General features: G+C 63.7%; 19 protein-coding genes. 11 read left to right on the forward strand and 8 right to left on the reverse strand.

Annotation, left to right across the window (positions count from 1 at the left end):
- The 3 genes from LB565_RS29420 to LB565_RS29430 all read left to right on the forward strand — a co-directional run.
- Window positions 1-227 (forward strand): DinB family protein (locus LB565_RS29420; RefSeq protein WP_318012204.1); only part of this gene is annotated, 227 nt, incomplete at its 5' end.
- A 213-nt stretch (window positions 228-440) separates the two neighbouring features.
- Window positions 441-1,187, forward strand: coding sequence for a hypothetical protein (locus LB565_RS29425; protein ID WP_224589577.1), 747 nt, complete (start codon window positions 441-443; stop codon window positions 1,185-1,187).
- A 401-nt stretch (window positions 1,188-1,588) separates the two neighbouring features.
- The gene (locus tag LB565_RS29430) at window positions 1,589-2,374 is read left to right on the forward strand and encodes a GGDEF domain-containing protein (RefSeq protein ID WP_224513054.1); all 786 of its coding nucleotides are present in this window, start codon (window positions 1,589-1,591) and stop codon (window positions 2,372-2,374) included.
- A 24-nt stretch (window positions 2,375-2,398) separates the two neighbouring features.
- Here LB565_RS29430 and LB565_RS29435 read toward each other — a convergent pair whose 3' ends face one another.
- Entirely contained in the window at window positions 2,399-2,818 is a 420-nt protein-coding gene (locus LB565_RS29435; RefSeq protein WP_224589578.1) for a hypothetical protein, read from the reverse strand.
- Between the two features lie 244 nt (window positions 2,819-3,062).
- On the opposite strand from LB565_RS29435, the gene LB565_RS29440 reads away from it, so the two are divergent.
- Entirely contained in the window at window positions 3,063-3,878 is an 816-nt protein-coding gene (locus LB565_RS29440) for a sterol desaturase family protein (RefSeq protein WP_224589579.1), read from the forward strand.
- An 85-nt stretch (window positions 3,879-3,963) separates the two neighbouring features.
- On the opposite strand, the gene LB565_RS29445 is transcribed toward LB565_RS29440, so the two are convergent.
- The 3 genes from LB565_RS29445 to LB565_RS29455 form a co-directional block, all read right to left on the reverse strand.
- Entirely contained in the window at window positions 3,964-4,266 is a 303-nt protein-coding gene (locus tag LB565_RS29445; protein ID WP_224589580.1) for a DUF982 domain-containing protein, read from the reverse strand.
- Between the two features lie 221 nt (window positions 4,267-4,487).
- A complete protein-coding gene (locus LB565_RS29450) occupies window positions 4,488-6,569 on the reverse strand; it encodes an ATP-dependent helicase (RefSeq protein WP_224589581.1) in 2,082 nt (693 codons plus the stop codon).
- Window positions 6,570-6,714: 145 nt separating this feature from the next.
- The gene (locus tag LB565_RS29455; protein ID WP_095767064.1) at window positions 6,715-6,882 is read right to left on the reverse strand and encodes a hypothetical protein; all 168 of its coding nucleotides are present in this window, start codon (window positions 6,880-6,882) and stop codon (window positions 6,715-6,717) included.
- 137 nt (window positions 6,883-7,019) lie between these two features.
- Between LB565_RS29455 and LB565_RS29460 the strand changes: the two genes are divergently transcribed.
- Window positions 7,020-7,202 (forward strand): hypothetical protein, encoded by a 183-nt coding sequence (locus LB565_RS29460; RefSeq protein ID WP_224589582.1) that lies wholly within the window; start codon window positions 7,020-7,022, stop codon window positions 7,200-7,202.
- Between the two features lie 260 nt (window positions 7,203-7,462).
- Here LB565_RS29460 and LB565_RS29465 read toward each other — a convergent pair whose 3' ends face one another.
- Window positions 7,463-8,431, reverse strand: a complete 969-nt coding sequence (locus LB565_RS29465) for a LysR substrate-binding domain-containing protein (RefSeq protein ID WP_224589583.1) — start codon at window positions 8,429-8,431, stop codon at window positions 7,463-7,465.
- A gap of 113 nt (window positions 8,432-8,544) precedes the next feature.
- Here LB565_RS29465 and LB565_RS29470 point away from each other — a divergent pair, with 113 nt between their 5' ends.
- The 5 genes from LB565_RS29470 (at window position 8,545) to LB565_RS29490 (ending at window position 11,794) form a co-directional block, all read left to right on the forward strand.
- Window positions 8,545-9,378: a hypothetical protein gene (locus LB565_RS29470; RefSeq protein WP_224589584.1), complete on the forward strand. Its 834-nt coding sequence runs from the start codon at window positions 8,545-8,547 to the stop codon at window positions 9,376-9,378.
- Window positions 9,378-10,496, forward strand: coding sequence for a DMT family transporter (locus tag LB565_RS29475; protein ID WP_224589585.1), 1,119 nt, complete (start codon window positions 9,378-9,380; stop codon window positions 10,494-10,496). Before LB565_RS29470 ends, LB565_RS29475 begins: the two co-directional genes overlap by 1 nt.
- On the forward strand, window positions 10,477-10,698 hold the full coding sequence (locus LB565_RS29480) for a hypothetical protein (protein ID WP_224589586.1): 222 nt from the start codon (window positions 10,477-10,479) through the stop codon (window positions 10,696-10,698). The genes LB565_RS29475 and LB565_RS29480 overlap by 20 nt, the downstream gene beginning before the upstream one ends.
- A gap of 317 nt (window positions 10,699-11,015) precedes the next feature.
- Window positions 11,016-11,498, forward strand: coding sequence for a MucR family transcriptional regulator (locus LB565_RS29485; protein WP_224589587.1), 483 nt, complete (start codon window positions 11,016-11,018; stop codon window positions 11,496-11,498).
- A gap of 98 nt (window positions 11,499-11,596) precedes the next feature.
- Complete coding sequence (locus LB565_RS29490; RefSeq protein WP_224589588.1) at window positions 11,597-11,794, forward strand: hypothetical protein; 198 nt, start codon at window positions 11,597-11,599, stop codon at window positions 11,792-11,794.
- Here LB565_RS29490 and LB565_RS29495 read toward each other — a convergent pair.
- The 3 genes from LB565_RS29495 to LB565_RS29505 form a co-directional block, all read right to left on the reverse strand.
- Window positions 11,791-11,994 carry a hypothetical protein gene (locus tag LB565_RS29495; protein ID WP_224589589.1) on the reverse strand — a complete coding sequence of 68 codons (204 nt, stop codon included), beginning with the start codon at window positions 11,992-11,994 and terminating at the stop codon, window positions 11,791-11,793. The genes LB565_RS29490 and LB565_RS29495 overlap by 4 nt on opposite strands.
- A gap of 301 nt (window positions 11,995-12,295) precedes the next feature.
- Window positions 12,296-13,084, reverse strand: coding sequence for a lysozyme inhibitor LprI family protein (locus tag LB565_RS29500; protein WP_224589590.1), 789 nt, complete (start codon window positions 13,082-13,084; stop codon window positions 12,296-12,298).
- Window positions 13,085-13,297: 213 nt separating this feature from the next.
- The gene (locus LB565_RS29505) at window positions 13,298-13,534 is read right to left on the reverse strand and encodes a hypothetical protein (protein ID WP_224589591.1); all 237 of its coding nucleotides are present in this window, start codon (window positions 13,532-13,534) and stop codon (window positions 13,298-13,300) included.
- 136 nt (window positions 13,535-13,670) lie between these two features.
- Between LB565_RS29505 and LB565_RS29510 the strand changes: the two genes are divergently transcribed.
- A complete protein-coding gene (locus LB565_RS29510; RefSeq protein ID WP_224589592.1) occupies window positions 13,671-15,548 on the forward strand; it encodes an ABC-F family ATP-binding cassette domain-containing protein in 1,878 nt (625 codons plus the stop codon).
- Window positions 15,549-15,708: the final 160 nt, after the last annotated feature.

The raw sequence follows: 15,708 nt of genomic DNA on the forward strand, positions 1-15,708 counted from the left end.
GGGGGGGGGGTTGGGGCGACAAGGCGCTCGCCGGCCGTTTCTCCTACATGACCGACGACATGCGCACTGTCTCGCAGCGCCTTTCGCCGGCGCTCGGACATTTCTTCAACCACCAGACCCACCATCGCGGCCAGGCGCATATGGTGCTCACGGTGCTCGGCCGGCCCGCGGTGCCGCTCGACCTGGCGCTGTTCCAGCGCTCCGAGGAAGGTCGCGCCTACGCGTGAGCGCAGCATCGTCCGGGCTTTTCCGCAAGCCAATTGTTGATCAAACTCAACCAACAAGGAAACACGTATGGAACGACGAATTTTTCCTTGAAAAAATGGAACCCTGACCGAGCCCGTTCGTATTCCCTTCATTCCCTCTCGCACACAGGCATGCGCACGGACCGGCACTCCGGCGATGCGGTGCGGAAAAATGTGGCAACGAAGGAGAATGCCATGAATGGTATAGTAGAAAAAATCGCCGGCATGTTGGTCGGCGGCATTGCCATTCTCGCCGTGCCGGCGAATGCTGCTGGCCTCGACATCGGCTTTGGTATCGACAACACCGGCGTCGCTGCGGGTAGCCCCGGCGGCGCGAGCACCGGCGCGGGCTCCTCGATGGGCGGCTCAACCGGTCTCGGCTCGGGCTTTGGCAGCAGCATCGGTGGCGTCGGCGTGGGCGGCTCCGGCGGCTTCAACGCCGGCACTACTGGCTCGATCGGCGGCGCCGCGGGCACGACCACCGGCACCTCGTTCGGTACGACCGGCGTTGTCGGCGGCACTGGCATAGTGGACGGCTCCGGCGGCTTCAACGCCGGCACTACTGGCTCGATCGGCGGCGCCGCAGGCACCACCACCGGCGTTGTCGGCGGCATCGGCACGGTGGGCGGCGACGGCGGCTTGAACGCCGGAACTACTGGCTCGATTGGCGGCGCCGCGGGCACAACCACCGGCACCTCGTTCGGTACGACGGGCGGCATCGGCGGTACCGGCACGTTGGGCGGCTCCGGCGGCTTCAATGCCGGCACCACTGGCCCGATCGGCGGCGCCGCAGGCACGATCACCGGCACCTCCTTCGGTACGACAGGCGGCGTCGGCGGTACCGGCACGGTGAGCGGCACCGGCTCCACCATGGGTTCCGGCAATACCTCGACCGGTGGAATTGGTGGCACCGTGGGTTCGGGCAGCTCGACCGCCCACTAAAGCGGTTTCAGGAAGAGGCTGGCCCGCCGCCGTGGGGGGCGGGCCGGCCGGTTGCTTCGCGTCATCGCTGCGCGCACCGAGCTTGCATTGAAGCCGACATTGTTCTCCCGCTGGACAATCGATCCGTTGCAACGGGGCAATATCATGCAGCAACGGCTCAACGGGAACCGGCCGTGAGGCTCTGCGGCACTCCTACCACGTTGCGGGCTGCGGCCAGCGGTGCGCTGACGTGAATCTCCGGCCAGTCGGGAAGTTCGCCACATCCCCAGTGGGCTGTCAGCTTGCCCACCACCGCGGGCTGTACCGACGGCGTGTTAACCACACTTGCATTGAAGCTAATATGTTAGGACTTCTTTTGCGCTCGCGCTCCACAATAAGCCAGTTGCAGTGGGAGCAATGAAATGCGCATCGATTTGTCCCCGACAAGTTGGGGCAGAGTCGTGGTGGTCACCGCCGCCGGCACCGCCTTTTTCATTGCCGCCGCCTTCTTCGTCGATTCCTTCAATTTCCCCTCGCTGTCGCCGCAGGCGCTGCTTTGGGCGCAACTCACCGACCTTTTCCTGCCGCTTATTCTTGGCGGCTCCTTCCTGTTCTTCCTGATGTGGAAGATGCGCCAACTGGCCATCACGCAGAAGGAACTCGGCGTCATTGCCGCGACCGACAGCCTGACGGCGGTCTTCAACCGCGGCGCCTTCTCGATGCTGGTCGAGGCCTATCTCGAGCGCGCGCGGGGCCAAACGGTCGCCGACACCGGCGCGCTGCTGATCGTCGATGCCGATCACTTTAAATCGATCAACGACCGCCTCGGTCACGATTGCGGTGACCAGGCGCTGAGGTTGATCGCCGCGACGATCAAAGGACAACTGCACGGCGCCGACATTGTCGGACGCATCGGCGGCGAGGAGTTCGCGGTCTTCCTGCCCGGCGCCGACGCCGCGCGTTCCTTTCTGGTTGCCGAATCCATCAGGCGCCGCATCCGCGAGGCCGAGTTTGCACCCGGCGGGCGGCCCTGGCCGCTTTCCGTGAGCATCGGTGGGACCGCCTTCAGCGGCCCGACCACCTATCATGACATGTTCCAGGTCGCCGACCGCCATCTCTATAAGGCCAAGTCAAATGGCCGCGACCAAGTGAGCTTCGAGATCCCGCGCGGCACGCCGGCGGGCGACGCCTCCGGCACTGTCCACTAAATCGATTCCAATGGGGAGCCGAGGTCAACGGCGGCTGCGGTTGAGCAGCGGCCTGTGCTGGCGGATCAACTGACGCTCGACATCGAGATAGGGCCTGATCAGGCCCGCCGCGGTCTGGGTTGGTTCCGGCTGATGCACCACCGCCGTCAGCGTGCCGTGTTCGGTGAGCAGGTTCAGCCATTTCAGCGCTTCCCATTTGGGAGTCGCGCCGCCGCGGCCCGTGAGGCTGCGATTGATATAATCGGGATAGGAGAGCAGGCGTTTGCCCGCCGAGGCGCCGCAGGTGCCGATCCTGACCGGCACGCCGTCGGCTGTGATCCAGGCATAGACGGCTTCGCCGAGTTCGCACGCATTCGGATCGGTTATCGTCACTCGGATCGACGACTTGTCCCGGCCAAGCCGCATTTCGGCCGCCGGCTTGAAACGCTCGCGATCGAGAAACATCCGCCCTCCTTGCTGCGCGTCCGCAACTGACATGGTGAAAGCCAACGTTCCGTGCGGTGTTTCACGCAGTGGTCGAAAAGTTTCACGCGATTTCGCAGCGCCGCGCATGCCTGGAGCCGGACGATTTCAGGCCTGTTCGACCTGAAATCTGAATCCGGCTCTAAATCAAAGAGATAGAGCAACGGTCCGTTCATCCTTTGGCGGCTAGTGTCGGAGACTGGCCTCAGCCGATCCGCGAGCGACCGTGTTCGATCTCATCGACTACAAGGCGGTGCTGGTCATCGCCCTCATCTTCATTCCGCTTGAGCAGCTCCTGCCGCTGCATGCCGAGCAATCGGCCACGCGCCGGCATTGGCTGAACGACGCCTTCTATCTGCTCTTCAACGGCATCGTCATCAAGTTCGGCTTATTGCTGGTGATCGGCGCTGCGTTGCTGGTGGTCCCGCGCGTCGTTCCCGGGGCGCTTTCCGCCGCCGTCCAGTCACAGCCTTTATGGCTGCAGACGATCGAAGCCTTAATCATCGCCGATATAAGCTTCTACTTTGCCCATCGCGCCTTTCACGCGGTGCCGTTCCTGTGGCGCTTTCACGCCATCCATCACTCGATCGAGGAGATGGATTGGCTGGCGGCCCACCGCGTGCACCCGGTGGACCAGATACTGACAAAGTCGGCTTCGTTCGTGCCGCTCTTCGCGCTGGGTTTTTCAGGCGAGGCGCTTCTCATCTATGTGCTGATTTATCATTGGCAGTCGGTGTTCATCCACGCCAACACCCGCATCAGGTTCGGGCCGCTGAGATGGCTGATTGCCTCGCCGCAATTTCATCACTGGCATCATGCCAACGAACGCCAGGCTTATGACAAGAATTTCGCCGCCCAGTTGTCCGTCCTCGACCTGATCGGCGGCACCTTGTTCATGCCGCAGCATATGCCGGAAAAATACGGTGTCGACGAGCCGGTGCCGCAGCTCTATCACCAGCAGCTCGTCTATCCCTTCGTGACCGCGGCCGAGCCGGCCGCGCCGATCGCCGAAGCTTCGCCGGCGGCCGCCAAGCCGGAATGACGGCAGGGAAATGCCCGCCTCGGTGAACTGACCTGCGGGGTCGGTTCATAGGTGGCAGGGCTCCTGAAAGGGTAGTGCCTTGTCGTCAGGCGGCGAAGCCGCCACAGCCGCGCGCCTCCGGCTTGACCGAGACGAGCGGCGGCTCCGAAGGCCAGAGCACGCCGGCCGTCACCGCGAAGGTGATCAGCGCATCGCGCGCGGCCTCGACCGAGATTTCTCCACTCCGCGCGGCCTCGCAAGCCTTCACCGCGGTGCCGTAGCTGAGGCGCCGGCGCGAGGGCGGAAACTCGGTCAGGAAGTCATGCATGTCGAACAGCGAGGCGATCATGCGCTTGTGGCCGGCGCCGACGCTGAGGGCGACCGGGGTGAAGAACGTCCTGTCGTGCATTCGGACCTCGTCTGTTGGCTCCGGAGGCGCGGGCCTCCGGTCTGGGGGAAGGACGCCACACAACGCGGCTTACGACCGGAAGTTCCGCGCATGCCGATTTTTCCGCATTGGACTTGATTCCTCGCGTCAACCATAGGTTCCAACGCCTGGGAGTTGGAGCAGCCAAGCGATTCTATCGAACGCTGAGCGGCTCTGGTGGTCGGCTGGAGAAGGCAGGCAGCCTATTTCCACATGCCGCGCATGCGGGCGCCGAGATCGACCTTGACGCCTGGCCTCTGTCGCGGGTCGTCCTTGAGCGCCGCGCTTGCCCAGGATGATTGCTCGAAGGCCGAAAGCATCGAGGCCGGGATGAAGCGGGTGCGCGAGGCATAGACATGGCGGTCGCCGCGCGCCGGCTGGTTGTGCGGATAAAAGCGCTGCGGCACCACCAGATGCAGGCTGTCCTTAGCCCTGGTCATCGCGACATAGAGCAGGCGCCGCTCCTCCTCGATGTCCTCCTTGGTGCCGACCCCGAGATCGGCCGGGATGCAGCCGTCTACCGTGTTGAGCACGAAGACGTTCTTCCATTCCTGGCCCTTGGCCGAGTGGATGGTCGACAGGATGAGGTAATCCTCGTCGCGATGCGGAGGCCCGGCCTGGTCGCTTGTGGCGTCGGGCGGATCGAGGGTGAGCTCGGTCAGGAAGCGCTCTCGTGACGGATAGGTCGATGCGATCTGCTCAAGCTGCAGAAGATCGGCGCGTCGCGTGATCGCGTCCTCATGGATGCGCTCCATATGCGGCTCGTACCAGAGCCTGATCCGTTCCAGATCGGCCGGCCATTTGGCGCCCGCACGCAGCCCGCTATAGATGTCGAGGAAGACCGGCCAATCCTGCGCGGCGCGCTGCGGCGGCCGGAAGCGGGCAAGGCCCAGCGTCTCGTCGAGCGACGTCGTCATGGCGTCCACAATCTGCGAGGCGGCGGACGGACCGATCCCCGGCATAAGCTGCAGCACGCGGAAACCGGCGACGCGATCGCGCGGGTTCTCGGCGAAGCGCAGCATCGCCAGCATGTCCTTCACATGCGCGGCGTCGAGGAATTTCAAGCCGCCGAACTTGACGAAGGGGATGTTGCGGCGCGTCAGCTCCACCTCCAGCGGTCCGCTGTGGCTCGATGTGCGAAACAGCACCGCCTGCGCCTTCAGCGCCGTGCCGGCCTCGCGTTCGGCCAAGATCGCCTGGCAGACATAATTGACTTGCTCAGCCTCGTCGCGCACGCTGACCAACTGCGGCTTGTGCGAAGACTGGCGCTCGGTCCACAGATTCTTGGTGAAGCGCTCGCTGGCCTCGCCGATCACCTTGTTGGCGGCGGCCAGGATCGTCATGGTTGAGCGGTAATTGCGCTCCAGCATGACGATCTCGGCGGGCTTTGCGAATTGTTTCGGGAAATCGAGGATGTTGCGCACTTCTGCGGCGCGGAAGGAATAGATCGACTGCGCGTCGTCGCCCACCACGGTCAGCCCGGCGCCGTCGGGCTTCAGCGCCAGCAGGATCGAGGCCTGCAGCCGGTTGGTGTCCTGGTATTCGTCGACCAGCACATGGTCGAAGCGGCCGCCGAGATGCGCCGCGATCTCGGGCTCGGCCGCCATCTGCGCCCAGTAGAGCAGCAGGTCGTCGTAATCGAGCACGTTCTGCGCCTGCTTGGCCTCGACGTAAGCCGCGAACAGCTCCTTCAGCTGGTCCGCCCACGCCGCGCACCAGGGGAAGGCGGAGCCCAGCACCTCGCCGAGCGGGGCCTGCGCATTCACCGCCCGCGAATAGATCTGCAGGCAGGTGCCCTTCGTCGGGAAACGGCTTTCGGTCTTGGAGAATCCCAGCTCGTGCCGGGCAAGGTTCATCAGGTCGGCGGAATCCTCGCGATCATGGATGGTGAAGGCGGGATCGAGGCCGATCTGCTCGGCATAGTCGCGCAACAACCTTGCGCCGATGCCATGAAACGTGCCGGCCCAGGCGAGCGCGTCGGCGATGATCGCCGCGTCGCGGCCCAACACCTCGCCGGCAATGCGCTCGACGCGCTTGGCCATTTCGGCGGCGGCGCGGCGGGAGAAGGTCATCAACAGGATGCGGCGCGGATCGGCGCCCTTGACGACGAGATGGGCGACGCGGTGCGCGAGCGTGTTGGTCTTGCCGGAGCCGGCGCCGGCGATCACCAGCAGCGGCGCCGCCACCTTGCCGTCGCCATGCACCACCGCCAGCCGCTGCTCGTCGTTCAACCGGGCAAGATAAGCGGGCGTCTCGAAGGACGAATCACGGGCGGCGATGTTCATCGCCCATCAAGCATCGTTTCCGCTTTGTTCGCAATAATTTCCTCACCCCGCGCGATCGGGGAGAGGTGGCCGCGAAGCGGCCGGAGAGGGGCTGCGCCGGCATCCACGCTTCACCGGAAGGGGCTATTCCCACCCGAAAGAGCCGTTACCGCTTCGGCTCGACTCCCATCGCAGCCGACTGTCGCCGCAGCCTGCGCCTTTCGTCGCCCGGCATATCCAGCGGCGCGACGTTTCCAGGCACCTCGTCGATGATCCTCACGGCAACGCGATAGGCGGTGTAGGCAAAAAGGCCTGCAAGCAGAAGGCGGACCATGATCAGCTCCTCGTTGCGTTCGATTGGCTCGGGATTTCAACCGGACTCGGCGTCGGTTGGTTCCCGCCGGTCAACGCAACCAAACCGCCACCGCCTCGTTTGCCCTTCATGAAAGGGGCGAACGAGAGGAGGTCGGCATGAAGAAACGTCCTGTACTGCTGGCTCTTGCGGCAGGGCTCGCGCTCGCCGCCTGCGACAACAGCGTGCAGCCCACCAAGGCGCCGGGCAATGAAGTCAACCAGAACCCGCAGGTCGACAAGAACCCGGTGCCGAAATCGACCACCGGCGGAGACCAGCCGGGCACGCCGCCGAAGCAATAGTGCCAAGGCCGGCCTTCGAGATTATCGTCGGACGAAGAAGGCCGGCGCTGCTTGGGAGGAAGCTGGGTAGCGCCGGCCAAGCGGGAAAATCAGGCCCGCCGCACAATCCAACATAGCTGAGTCTCCGCTTCGCGTCATGGTGCGATCGCGGTAGCCGGCTATCGAGCCACCGGAAAATCACGAAATTCTGCAGGCGCGCCATTGTGAGGCCCCCGATGGTGCGGGATTCGCTCAAATGAGCATTCGTGGAAGAGTGACCCTCACGCCATCGCCACGCGCCGCACCGGCACGTTGGCGATCTCGATGTCCAACTGGCGCTGCGTCAGCGCCGCTTCGGCCATGATCCACCGCTTGAACAGCTCGACCTTGCGGGCGCCGAGCGCCTTGATGGGGCTGACGAAATACCAACCCGCAGTGTTGGGCTGGTGGACCGCGAAGGGGGCCACCAGCCGTTCAGCGCGGATGTCGCTTGCCATATAGGCGCGGTTGGCGACGGCAAAGCCCATTCCGGCATTGGCCGCTTCGTAGGACATCATGCAGCTATCGAAATAGACGCTCCTCGTCTCGCCAAGCACGAAGCTCGCGCCGGCAAAGCCCAGCCATGACTGCCAGTTCTGCGTGCACGTGTCGGAGTGCAGCAGCGTGAAGTAGCGCAGGTCCTCCGGCACCACCTTCGACAGCGGCTTGTCGCCCAGCACCTCATGGAAGAGCTTGCGGCTGCACACCGGGGTCAGGTCTTCCTTGAACAGCAGCTCCGACGTGAGACCGGGGAAATTGCCGTCGCCATAACGGATTTCGAGATCGTATTCCGAGGTCGAGAATTCATGCGTGGCGTAAGAGGTCGACACCCGCATCTCGATGTCGGGATATTGATGCTGGAAGGCCGAAAGCCGCGGAAACAACCAGCGTGCCGCGAAGGTCGGCAGCACGCAGATCCGCAGCACATGCGCCTGCGACTGGCCGGTGGCCTCCATGCTGGCCGCCACGATGCGCTCCAGCGCCTCGCGCACGCGCGCCACATAGGTCTCGCCCTCCGGCGTCAGCGACACGGCATTGCCGCCGCGCTCAAAGATCTTGAAGCGCAGCTGATCTTCCAGGCTCTTCACGCGCTGGCTGACGGCGGAAGCGGTGATGAACTGCTCTTCGCCGGCGCGCGTGAAATTTCTGTGCCTCGCGGCGCTCTCCACGATTTTCAGCGAATTGAGGTTGACCTGACTGAGCAGACGCACGGGGTTTTCGACCTTAAGCTGGGCTTACGCTACCACCAGCATTCCTAAATTTACAGGGGTAGGCGTTTAAATGACTGTTAACCAAGTGTTGCCCCCATCTTGGAGAAAATAGAATGAACGCCCATACAATTCCCGAACTGCGCTGTGCAATGAGCCGCGAGGCCATCATTGGTCATGAGACCTCCTGGAAAGTGTCGGGTTTCGGCGTCGCCCAGTATCGTCACGGTTACGACCCGGCTCTGCTTGCCGCCATCGAAGAAGCGGCGCTCAAATTGAAGGCCAGCCATGCCGTGCACAAGCACCTCGACCTCACCTTCATCACCGGCGCCGACCGTTATATTCCGGAGATCAAGGAACTCCTGCACGACAAGCTGCGCCTGGAAAGGCTATCGGACATGATGGGCACCAAGCTCGAGCCGTATCCGCTGTCGATCGTCGGCTCGACCGTCACCTTCATGAATCCCAGGGACGGCGCGGTCGAATGGCATTGCGACGGCGTTCCGGTGACGGAGCTCATTCCGTTGTCGATCAGCGATCCGCTCATCGGCGGTCATCTTGAAATCTACTGCGACGATTCCGAGACCGGCCGTTCGATCCTGGAATCCGGCCGCGAGCTGCCGCGCAACAAGATCATGCGCATCGACCACAAGATGAACTACGCCACGCTTGGCCAGTTCCTCGGCGTGCTCCACCGCACCGCGCCGATCCAGCTCGGCGATCGCGTCACGCTGGTGCTCAACCAGCGCTCGGCGACCAAACCCTATGTCGACGACAACCGCATGTTCTATCTTGCCGCCGACAACGACCAAGACCGCGCCTGGGTGAACGAACTGGCCGAGGATGTCTGGACCAACCAGCTGCCCGCCTACCGCCGCCATGCCGAGGAGCATCCTGTGCCCCAGCCGACGGCGGAAGCGGTTTCCGGCGGGGCGAGGGAGTCTTGGTAATGACCAACGATCCGGTCGAATGTCAGCCGCCCTCGGTGTCGCTGAGCCTCGGTCCGGTCGTGCCAGAAAGCCAAAGCCGTCCCGGCGCCCTCGGGGCGGCGCTTGCCTTCGCTCTCGGCGCCGTGGCGCTGTGGGCGACCAACGCCCTGGTCGGCAAGACGTTGCTTGCCGCCTATCCAGTGTCGCAAGTGCAGTTCCTGCAATTTTGCGGCGCGACCCTGGTCTTCGCGCTGATCCGGCTGACGAGCCCTTCTCCTTCCCCCCTTGTGGGGGAAGGTGGATCGGCGCGCAGCGCCGAGACGGATGAGGGGTGTTCCAGCGAAGTGAGACGTTGGCATTCCCTGGAACACCCCTCATCCGACCTCGCTACGCGAGGCCACCTTCTCCCACAAGGCGAGAAGGGAAATGCTGCGCTCGCCTATGCAGTCGGCTTCCTCGGCCTGGTCGGCACGATGGTCCTGCAATATATCGGCTTCGCCTCGATGCCGGTTATCGAAGCAAACCTCGTCGCCTATACGTGGCCGCTGATGACTGCCGCGGCGGTCATCCTGCTTGGCCGGCCGCGGCGTCCGCTGCTGCTCGGGCTGGCGGCGGCGATAGGTTTCGTCGGGGTGGCGCTGGTGATTTCCGGCGGCCGCGCGCATTTTTGGTCCAACAGCGTCTGGTTCGGAGGCGGCAGCCTCGTCGGCTATCTCGCCGCGTTCGGCTCGGCGCTCTGCATGGCCTTCTACTCGCTTACGGTCGGCCGCCTTGCAGTGTCGCCCGAGCGACTGCTCTTGCCTTCGGCGTTGATCGGCGTCGCGCTCACCTTCGCCTGGTGTCTGCATGACGGTGTCGTGCGCCCGAGCGTCGCGCACCTTCTGCTCGGCCTCTATCTCGGCATCGGCCCGATGGGGCTCGGCTACTATTTCTGGTCGCGCGCGGCAAAGCTCGACCACGGCGGCAGGATAGCGGTCGTCGCCTATCTGACGCCGATCGCTTCCACGTTTCTGCTGACCTTGTCGGGCGAAAGCCTGTCGATGACGGCGATTGCCGGCGCCGTCCTCGTCATTGGCAGCTGCCTTGCGGTCGGCATCGAAAGTACGGAGACCAGGCACAATGTCCAAAATCGCCGTTGACGAGGACGAACGCCGCGCCAGGCAGGAGGCGCACTGGCTGGTCCGGGAGTTTGGCGCGGAGGCGCCGCTCTATGCGGCCATGAAGGCGGAAAAGGCCATCGAGCAGAAGGATTTCGGCCGCTGCGCGCGCTGGAAGCGCGTGCTGGAGATCCTCGCGAACGAGCCGCCTGCGGAGCTCAGGCGCGGTGTCGCCGGCAAATGAGCGATTTGCCATGGGAGCGCCGAATCGCGCATGGTCGACTGCCCGGCCGGCGGATTATGATTGCCGTGCCGGAACTTGGTCTGAACTTCGATTTTTCAGCAACTCCTACCGCAGGTTGAAGTGCTATAGTCCCTTTTACGCATCCAGGCGGGCAGCCGGTGCTATAAAGCGTTCGTTATAGCTATTAGAATTCCTAACTTGCGCGTCTCCAGTCCGTGTAGAAACATCGTCCGGTATTGAGTCTCGTAGCTTTACTGACTCTGGACGGTCCGTTGGGGGACAGGTCCAACTCGATACACCGACGAAAGTCTTAAAAAATGAGCTGGCGATTTGAGGGCCAGCAGAAGGTGAAAAAATTGTCTAACATCGACGACAAGACTGCAATCGAACTGACCGCCGACATTGTCTCGGCCTATGTCGGCAACAATCCGCTTCCTGCCTCTGGCCTGCCTGACCTGATCGCCAGCGTCAGCGCCTCGGTGCGCAAGCTCGCCAGCGGCAGCGTTGTCAAGGAGGCGGTGGCGCAGACGCCCGCCGTCAACCCGAAGCGCTCGGTTTTTCCCGACCACATCGTGTGCCTCGAGGACGGAAAGAAGTTCAAGTCGTTGAAGCGTCACCTTGCGACCGATCACGGCCTGACGCCGGACGAATACCGCGCGAAATGGGGCTTGCCCGCCGACTATCCGATGGTGGCGCCGAGCTATTCGGCGACCCGCTCGGCATTGGCCAAATCGTCCGGCCTCGGCCGCAAGCCGGCCGGCGGCGAGGCAGGCAAGGGCAAGCGCAAGGCCAAGGCCTGAGGCATGGCGCCCGCAAGGGGTGACGTCGCGCCGTGCTCATGGCGCGACTGTCAGGCTGCTCTCGACGCTTTGCGCCGCGGGGTGGCCGCCAGTCTTCGGTGGACGCAGCCAATGGCGTCAAGGCGCGGCGCATTCTGTTTTCGCTGGGCGAGCCGTCCGGCGACCTGCTTGCCGCGCTCGATCGGTTCGAGCGTGCTATTGTTGAATGCGACGACCCGTCGGTCATCGAGACGCGCAGGCTGAACTGCCTGGCCGTTCTGGACCGCCTTGCAGCCGCGCACGAGCTGCTAGGCTAGCTGGGGCGGGCCTGAGATGGCTTGACCGGGCGGATACGTTTGGGATCCTGCTCGCCGGCAAGGCTCTCCGCTTCAACCGCTGTCATTTCAAGAAGATAGACAAGCATCTGATAGCGCGTGCGCGAGAGCATTTTTGCCAGCTTGCGCGTGATCTCCGCGACATATCTCAACGTTCGTAAATCGCTGGGCGCCCCATCCATCGTGAGCTCCTGATGCGGCCAATTATCTGGGCCAAGTTATGTTGGGACAAAGTTATCGTTGGCGCCTACTCACGACTCACGGCGCGTCTACAGATTTGCAGGTTTGCGATAAAACTGAAATCGATTTTGATAAGCATCATGCTTGGCCCGCAAGATTTCGCCGTCCTTTTTGGGTGGCATGGTCGCTTGCTGCATCAATATTGAGCACGAGGCAAGCTTGCGGTTGTCTTTTTGCGCCGGGTTGATCTTTCTCCGGGAATGTTGATCGCCGAGGTAGGCAGGAGCGAGCGGCGGGTGCGGCTTAGTTCTTGTAGGCGGAACAGAAGCCCGGCGGGTTGTCGTTGCCGATCATGGCGCAGCCGCGCTTGATCTCCTCGACCATCATGCCGCATGCGTTCTGCCCGTTGCAGGGCGGATTGGTCGCCGGCGACACCTGGATGCACTGCGAGACATACTGGTCCGACTTCGCCTTGCCGGCGGATTGCACGCATGGCTTCGTGTCGTTCTGGCTTGACTGGGCAGGGCCAGGTTTCGCAGGCGCGGCGCCAGCCGTCGCAGGCGCGGCTTTGGTCGTCGCAGGCGCGGCTTTGGTCGTCGCAGGGGCGGCCTTGGCCGTCGCAGGCGCGTTCTTCGTGGGCGCGGCATTGCCGCCGCTTTGCGGCACGCAGGAGAGGTCGCCTTCCGGACATTGCAATTGGTGCTGCAACTGCGCCAGCCGCACCTTGGTCAACTCCGCCTTGCAGGTCTCGACGAGGCTCGAATACACCGAGCCATCGGCATAGGGCTGGGTGCGAAAGGCGCATTCCTTGTCGCGGAACGGGATCCAGGCGCGCTGCGCGTCGCGCAGGCGCTTCAGGTCGGCGGGAGCGAGGCGGCCCGCCAGCGCCTTGTAGACTGCATTGAGCCCCGCGTCCGCCGAAGCGGCATTCGCGGCCGTGCAGGTAGCAAGGTCGGCCTGCGTCTTCGCTGCCGCGCAGTCGATGGCTGCCGCACGAGCCGCGGGGCTGGTGAGAAGCATGGCCAGCCCGGCGACGGCTGCGAAAATCGCGACCGCCAGCGAGGCCGAAAGGAGCGTCGTCTTGCTCGGCATCTGATCTGTCCTCTGCTTGAACCGAACCCGCCGCTCGCGCCAGCATAGGTTGAGACAACAGCGGCGATCAACGCCAAACCTGTGACGTGGCAAGCAAAGTGTGACCGGTGATTGGCGAAAGCGAAGGAACGAACAATCTTTCCTTGAGGGGAATTGGCCCGGCAGGGCAGAGGGGCGTGTCCCGCCAGCCTCTTCGTCAATCATAGGCAAAGTCTAAGATGTTTTTCCGGAATCGATTTGGATCAGCAGGTGTTCCGGCTCCCGCCTTTCTGGCCGGCCAGCACTCTTGGCCGCTTGGGGGGAGGCTGGTTGGGCCTGCGGCCCGCTCGCGGGTTCAGCGGCGAGAGAAATGTGAGCGGTCCCGTCCTCGAACAGAACCACCTGCGTCGCCAGAGCGGTTGTCGTGGCGACCTGGAAGAAGATGAAGGCGAGGGCGAGATAGCGGATCACGGGCTCCAAAACGCTCCGGCAGGCAACTGGTTCCAGTCCGTCGAGTTTTTGCCGAACGGCCGCAGACAGCGCGCGGAGGGCCTCGTCCAGGCGCTGGCTCTTGCGAAGCGCCGATGTCCCGTGCAAAAGCCGGCTTATGCTTATCATCAACGACCTTACGCTGCGCATGGCGGGGCGGCTGCTTCTCGATCATGCCTCATTGACACTGCCGGCCGGCACCAAGGCCGGCCTCGTCGGCCGCAACGGCACCGGCAAGACCACGCTGTTCAAGGCGATCACCGGCGATTTCCCTTCGGAGACGGGCTCTATCAGCCTGCCGAAGAGCACGCGCATCGGCCAGGTGGCGCAGGAAGCGCCCGGAACCGAGGAGCCGCTGATCGACATCGTGCTGAAAGCCGATGTCGAGCGCCAGGCCTTGCTCGAAGAAGAGAAGACCGCGACCGATCCGCATCGCATCGCCGAGATCCACACGCGGCTGGCCGATATCGACGCCCATTCGGCCGAATCCCGCGCCGCCACCATCCTTGCCGGCCTCGGCTTCGACGATGCCGCGCAGAAGCGTCCGGCCTCGTCCTTCTCCGGCGGCTGGCGCATGCGCGTGGCGCTGGCCGCGGTGCTCTTCTCCGAGCCGGACCTGCTCCTGCTCGACGAGCCGACCAATTATCTCGACCTCGAAGGCACGCTCTGGCTGGAGAATTACGTCTCGAAATATCCTCATACGGTTCTGCTGATCTCGCACGACCGCGACCTGCTCAACCGCGCCGTCAACTCGATCGTCCATCTCGATCAGAAGAAGCTGACCCTTTGGCGTGGCGGCTACGACCAGTTCGAGCGCCAGTACACCGAGCAAAAGGAACAGCAGGAGAAGGGCCGTATCAAGCAGGAAGCCGCCCGCAAGCATATGGAATCCTTCGTCGAGCGCTTCCGCGCCAAGGCCTCCAAGGCCAGGCAGGCGCAGTCGCGCATCAAGGCGCTGGAAAAAATGAAGCCGATCGCGGCGATCGTGAACGACACGGTGCGGCCATTCTCGTTTCCGGAGCCGGTGAAGACGGTGGCATCGCCGATCGTTGCTCTCAACAACGTCAGTGTCGGTTATACGCCCGGTGAGCCGATCCTGAAGAAAATGACCTTGCGCATCGATGCCGATGACCGCATCGCGCTGCTGGGGGCCAACGGCAACGGCAAGTCGACCTTCGCCAAGCTTCTGTCCGGCCGGCTGAAGCAGGAGGCCGGCACGATGACGGTGGCGCCGGGGTTGAAGGTGGCGATCTTTGCCCAGCACCAGCTCGACGATCTCAGGCCTGAGGAAAACGCCTACGAACATGTTCGCAGGCTGATGCCGGAGGCGCCGGAATCGAAGGTGCGCGGCCGTGTCGCCCAGTTTGGGCTTACCACCGAGAAGATGAACACCGCCGCCAAGGATCTGTCCGGCGGCGAGAAGGCGCGCCTCCTGATGGGCTTGTCGGCTTTCGAGGGCCCGAACCTCTTCATCCTCGACGAGCCGACCAACCATCTCGACATCGACAGCCGTGAATCGCTGATCCATGCGCTGAACGACTTTCCGGGCGCCGTGATCCTGATCTCGCACGACCGCCATCTCCTAGAGGCGACGGCCGACCGGCTTTGGCTGGTCAAGGATGGCGCGGTCAATCCCTATGACGGCGACCTGGAGGATTATAAGACGCTGGTCACCGGCGTCTCGTCCAACCGCCGCGAGCAGAAGGAAGCCGACAAGGCCTCCAAGGCCGACCGCCGCCGCGAAGCCGCCCAGCGCCGCGCCGCGCTCGAGCCTTTGGCCAAGGAGATTCGTGCCACCGAGGCGCTGATGGACCGCATTCGCAAGCGCATCGACCTGATCGAGGACGAGCTCGCCAACCCGGCTGTCTACGAAAAGGATCCCTCGACCGCGACGAGGCTTGCCAAGGAGCGCTCGCAACTGGCGCAGACGCTGGCGCAAAACGAGGACAAGTGGCTGACCATGTCGGCGGAGTATGAGGACGGGATCGCGGATTAGCGCGGTTCCCCTTCTCCCCTTGTGGGAGAAGGTGGCCGCGAAGCGGCCGGATGAGGGGTGCTCCAGGGAAAGCTAACGTCTCACTCCGCTGGAGCACCCCTTGTGTATAGCGAATCGTTCATTGTGTTGGTCGCCGCGGATGGGGCGATCACCCCGTCCG

The organism is Mesorhizobium sp. CA14 (assembly GCF_020165195.1).
Taxonomy (GTDB): Bacteria; Pseudomonadota; Alphaproteobacteria; order Rhizobiales; family Rhizobiaceae; genus Mesorhizobium.

Excerpts from the sequence above, each read along its gene's own strand:
- LB565_RS29460 (WP_224589582.1), top strand. The coding sequence starts at position 7,020 with ATGAAGAAACGTCCTGTACTGCTGGCTCTTGCGGCAGGGCTCGCGCTC.
- LB565_RS29510 (WP_224589592.1), top strand. The coding sequence starts at position 13,671 with ATGCTTATCATCAACGACCTTACGCTGCGCATGGCGGGGCGGCTGCTT.
- LB565_RS29495 (WP_224589589.1), bottom strand. The coding sequence starts at position 11,994 with ATGGATGGGGCGCCCAGCGATTTACGAACGTTGAGATATGTCGCGGAG.
- LB565_RS29470 (WP_224589584.1), top strand. The coding sequence starts at position 8,545 with ATGAACGCCCATACAATTCCCGAACTGCGCTGTGCAATGAGCCGCGAG.
- LB565_RS29430 (WP_224513054.1), top strand. The coding sequence starts at position 1,589 with ATGCGCATCGATTTGTCCCCGACAAGTTGGGGCAGAGTCGTGGTGGTC.
- LB565_RS29485 (WP_224589587.1), top strand. The coding sequence starts at position 11,016 with ATGAGCTGGCGATTTGAGGGCCAGCAGAAGGTGAAAAAATTGTCTAAC.
- LB565_RS29475 (WP_224589585.1), top strand. The coding sequence starts at position 9,378 with ATGACCAACGATCCGGTCGAATGTCAGCCGCCCTCGGTGTCGCTGAGC.
- LB565_RS29455 (WP_095767064.1), bottom strand. The coding sequence starts at position 6,882 with ATGGTCCGCCTTCTGCTTGCAGGCCTTTTTGCCTACACCGCCTATCGC.
- LB565_RS29450 (WP_224589581.1), bottom strand. The coding sequence starts at position 6,569 with ATGAACATCGCCGCCCGTGATTCGTCCTTCGAGACGCCCGCTTATCTT.
- LB565_RS29480 (WP_224589586.1), top strand. The coding sequence starts at position 10,477 with ATGTCCAAAATCGCCGTTGACGAGGACGAACGCCGCGCCAGGCAGGAG.
- LB565_RS29425 (WP_224589577.1), top strand. The coding sequence starts at position 441 with ATGAATGGTATAGTAGAAAAAATCGCCGGCATGTTGGTCGGCGGCATT.
- LB565_RS29500 (WP_224589590.1), bottom strand. The coding sequence starts at position 13,084 with ATGCCGAGCAAGACGACGCTCCTTTCGGCCTCGCTGGCGGTCGCGATT.
- LB565_RS29435 (WP_224589578.1), bottom strand. The coding sequence starts at position 2,818 with ATGTTTCTCGATCGCGAGCGTTTCAAGCCGGCGGCCGAAATGCGGCTT.
- LB565_RS29445 (WP_224589580.1), bottom strand. The coding sequence starts at position 4,266 with ATGCACGACAGGACGTTCTTCACCCCGGTCGCCCTCAGCGTCGGCGCC.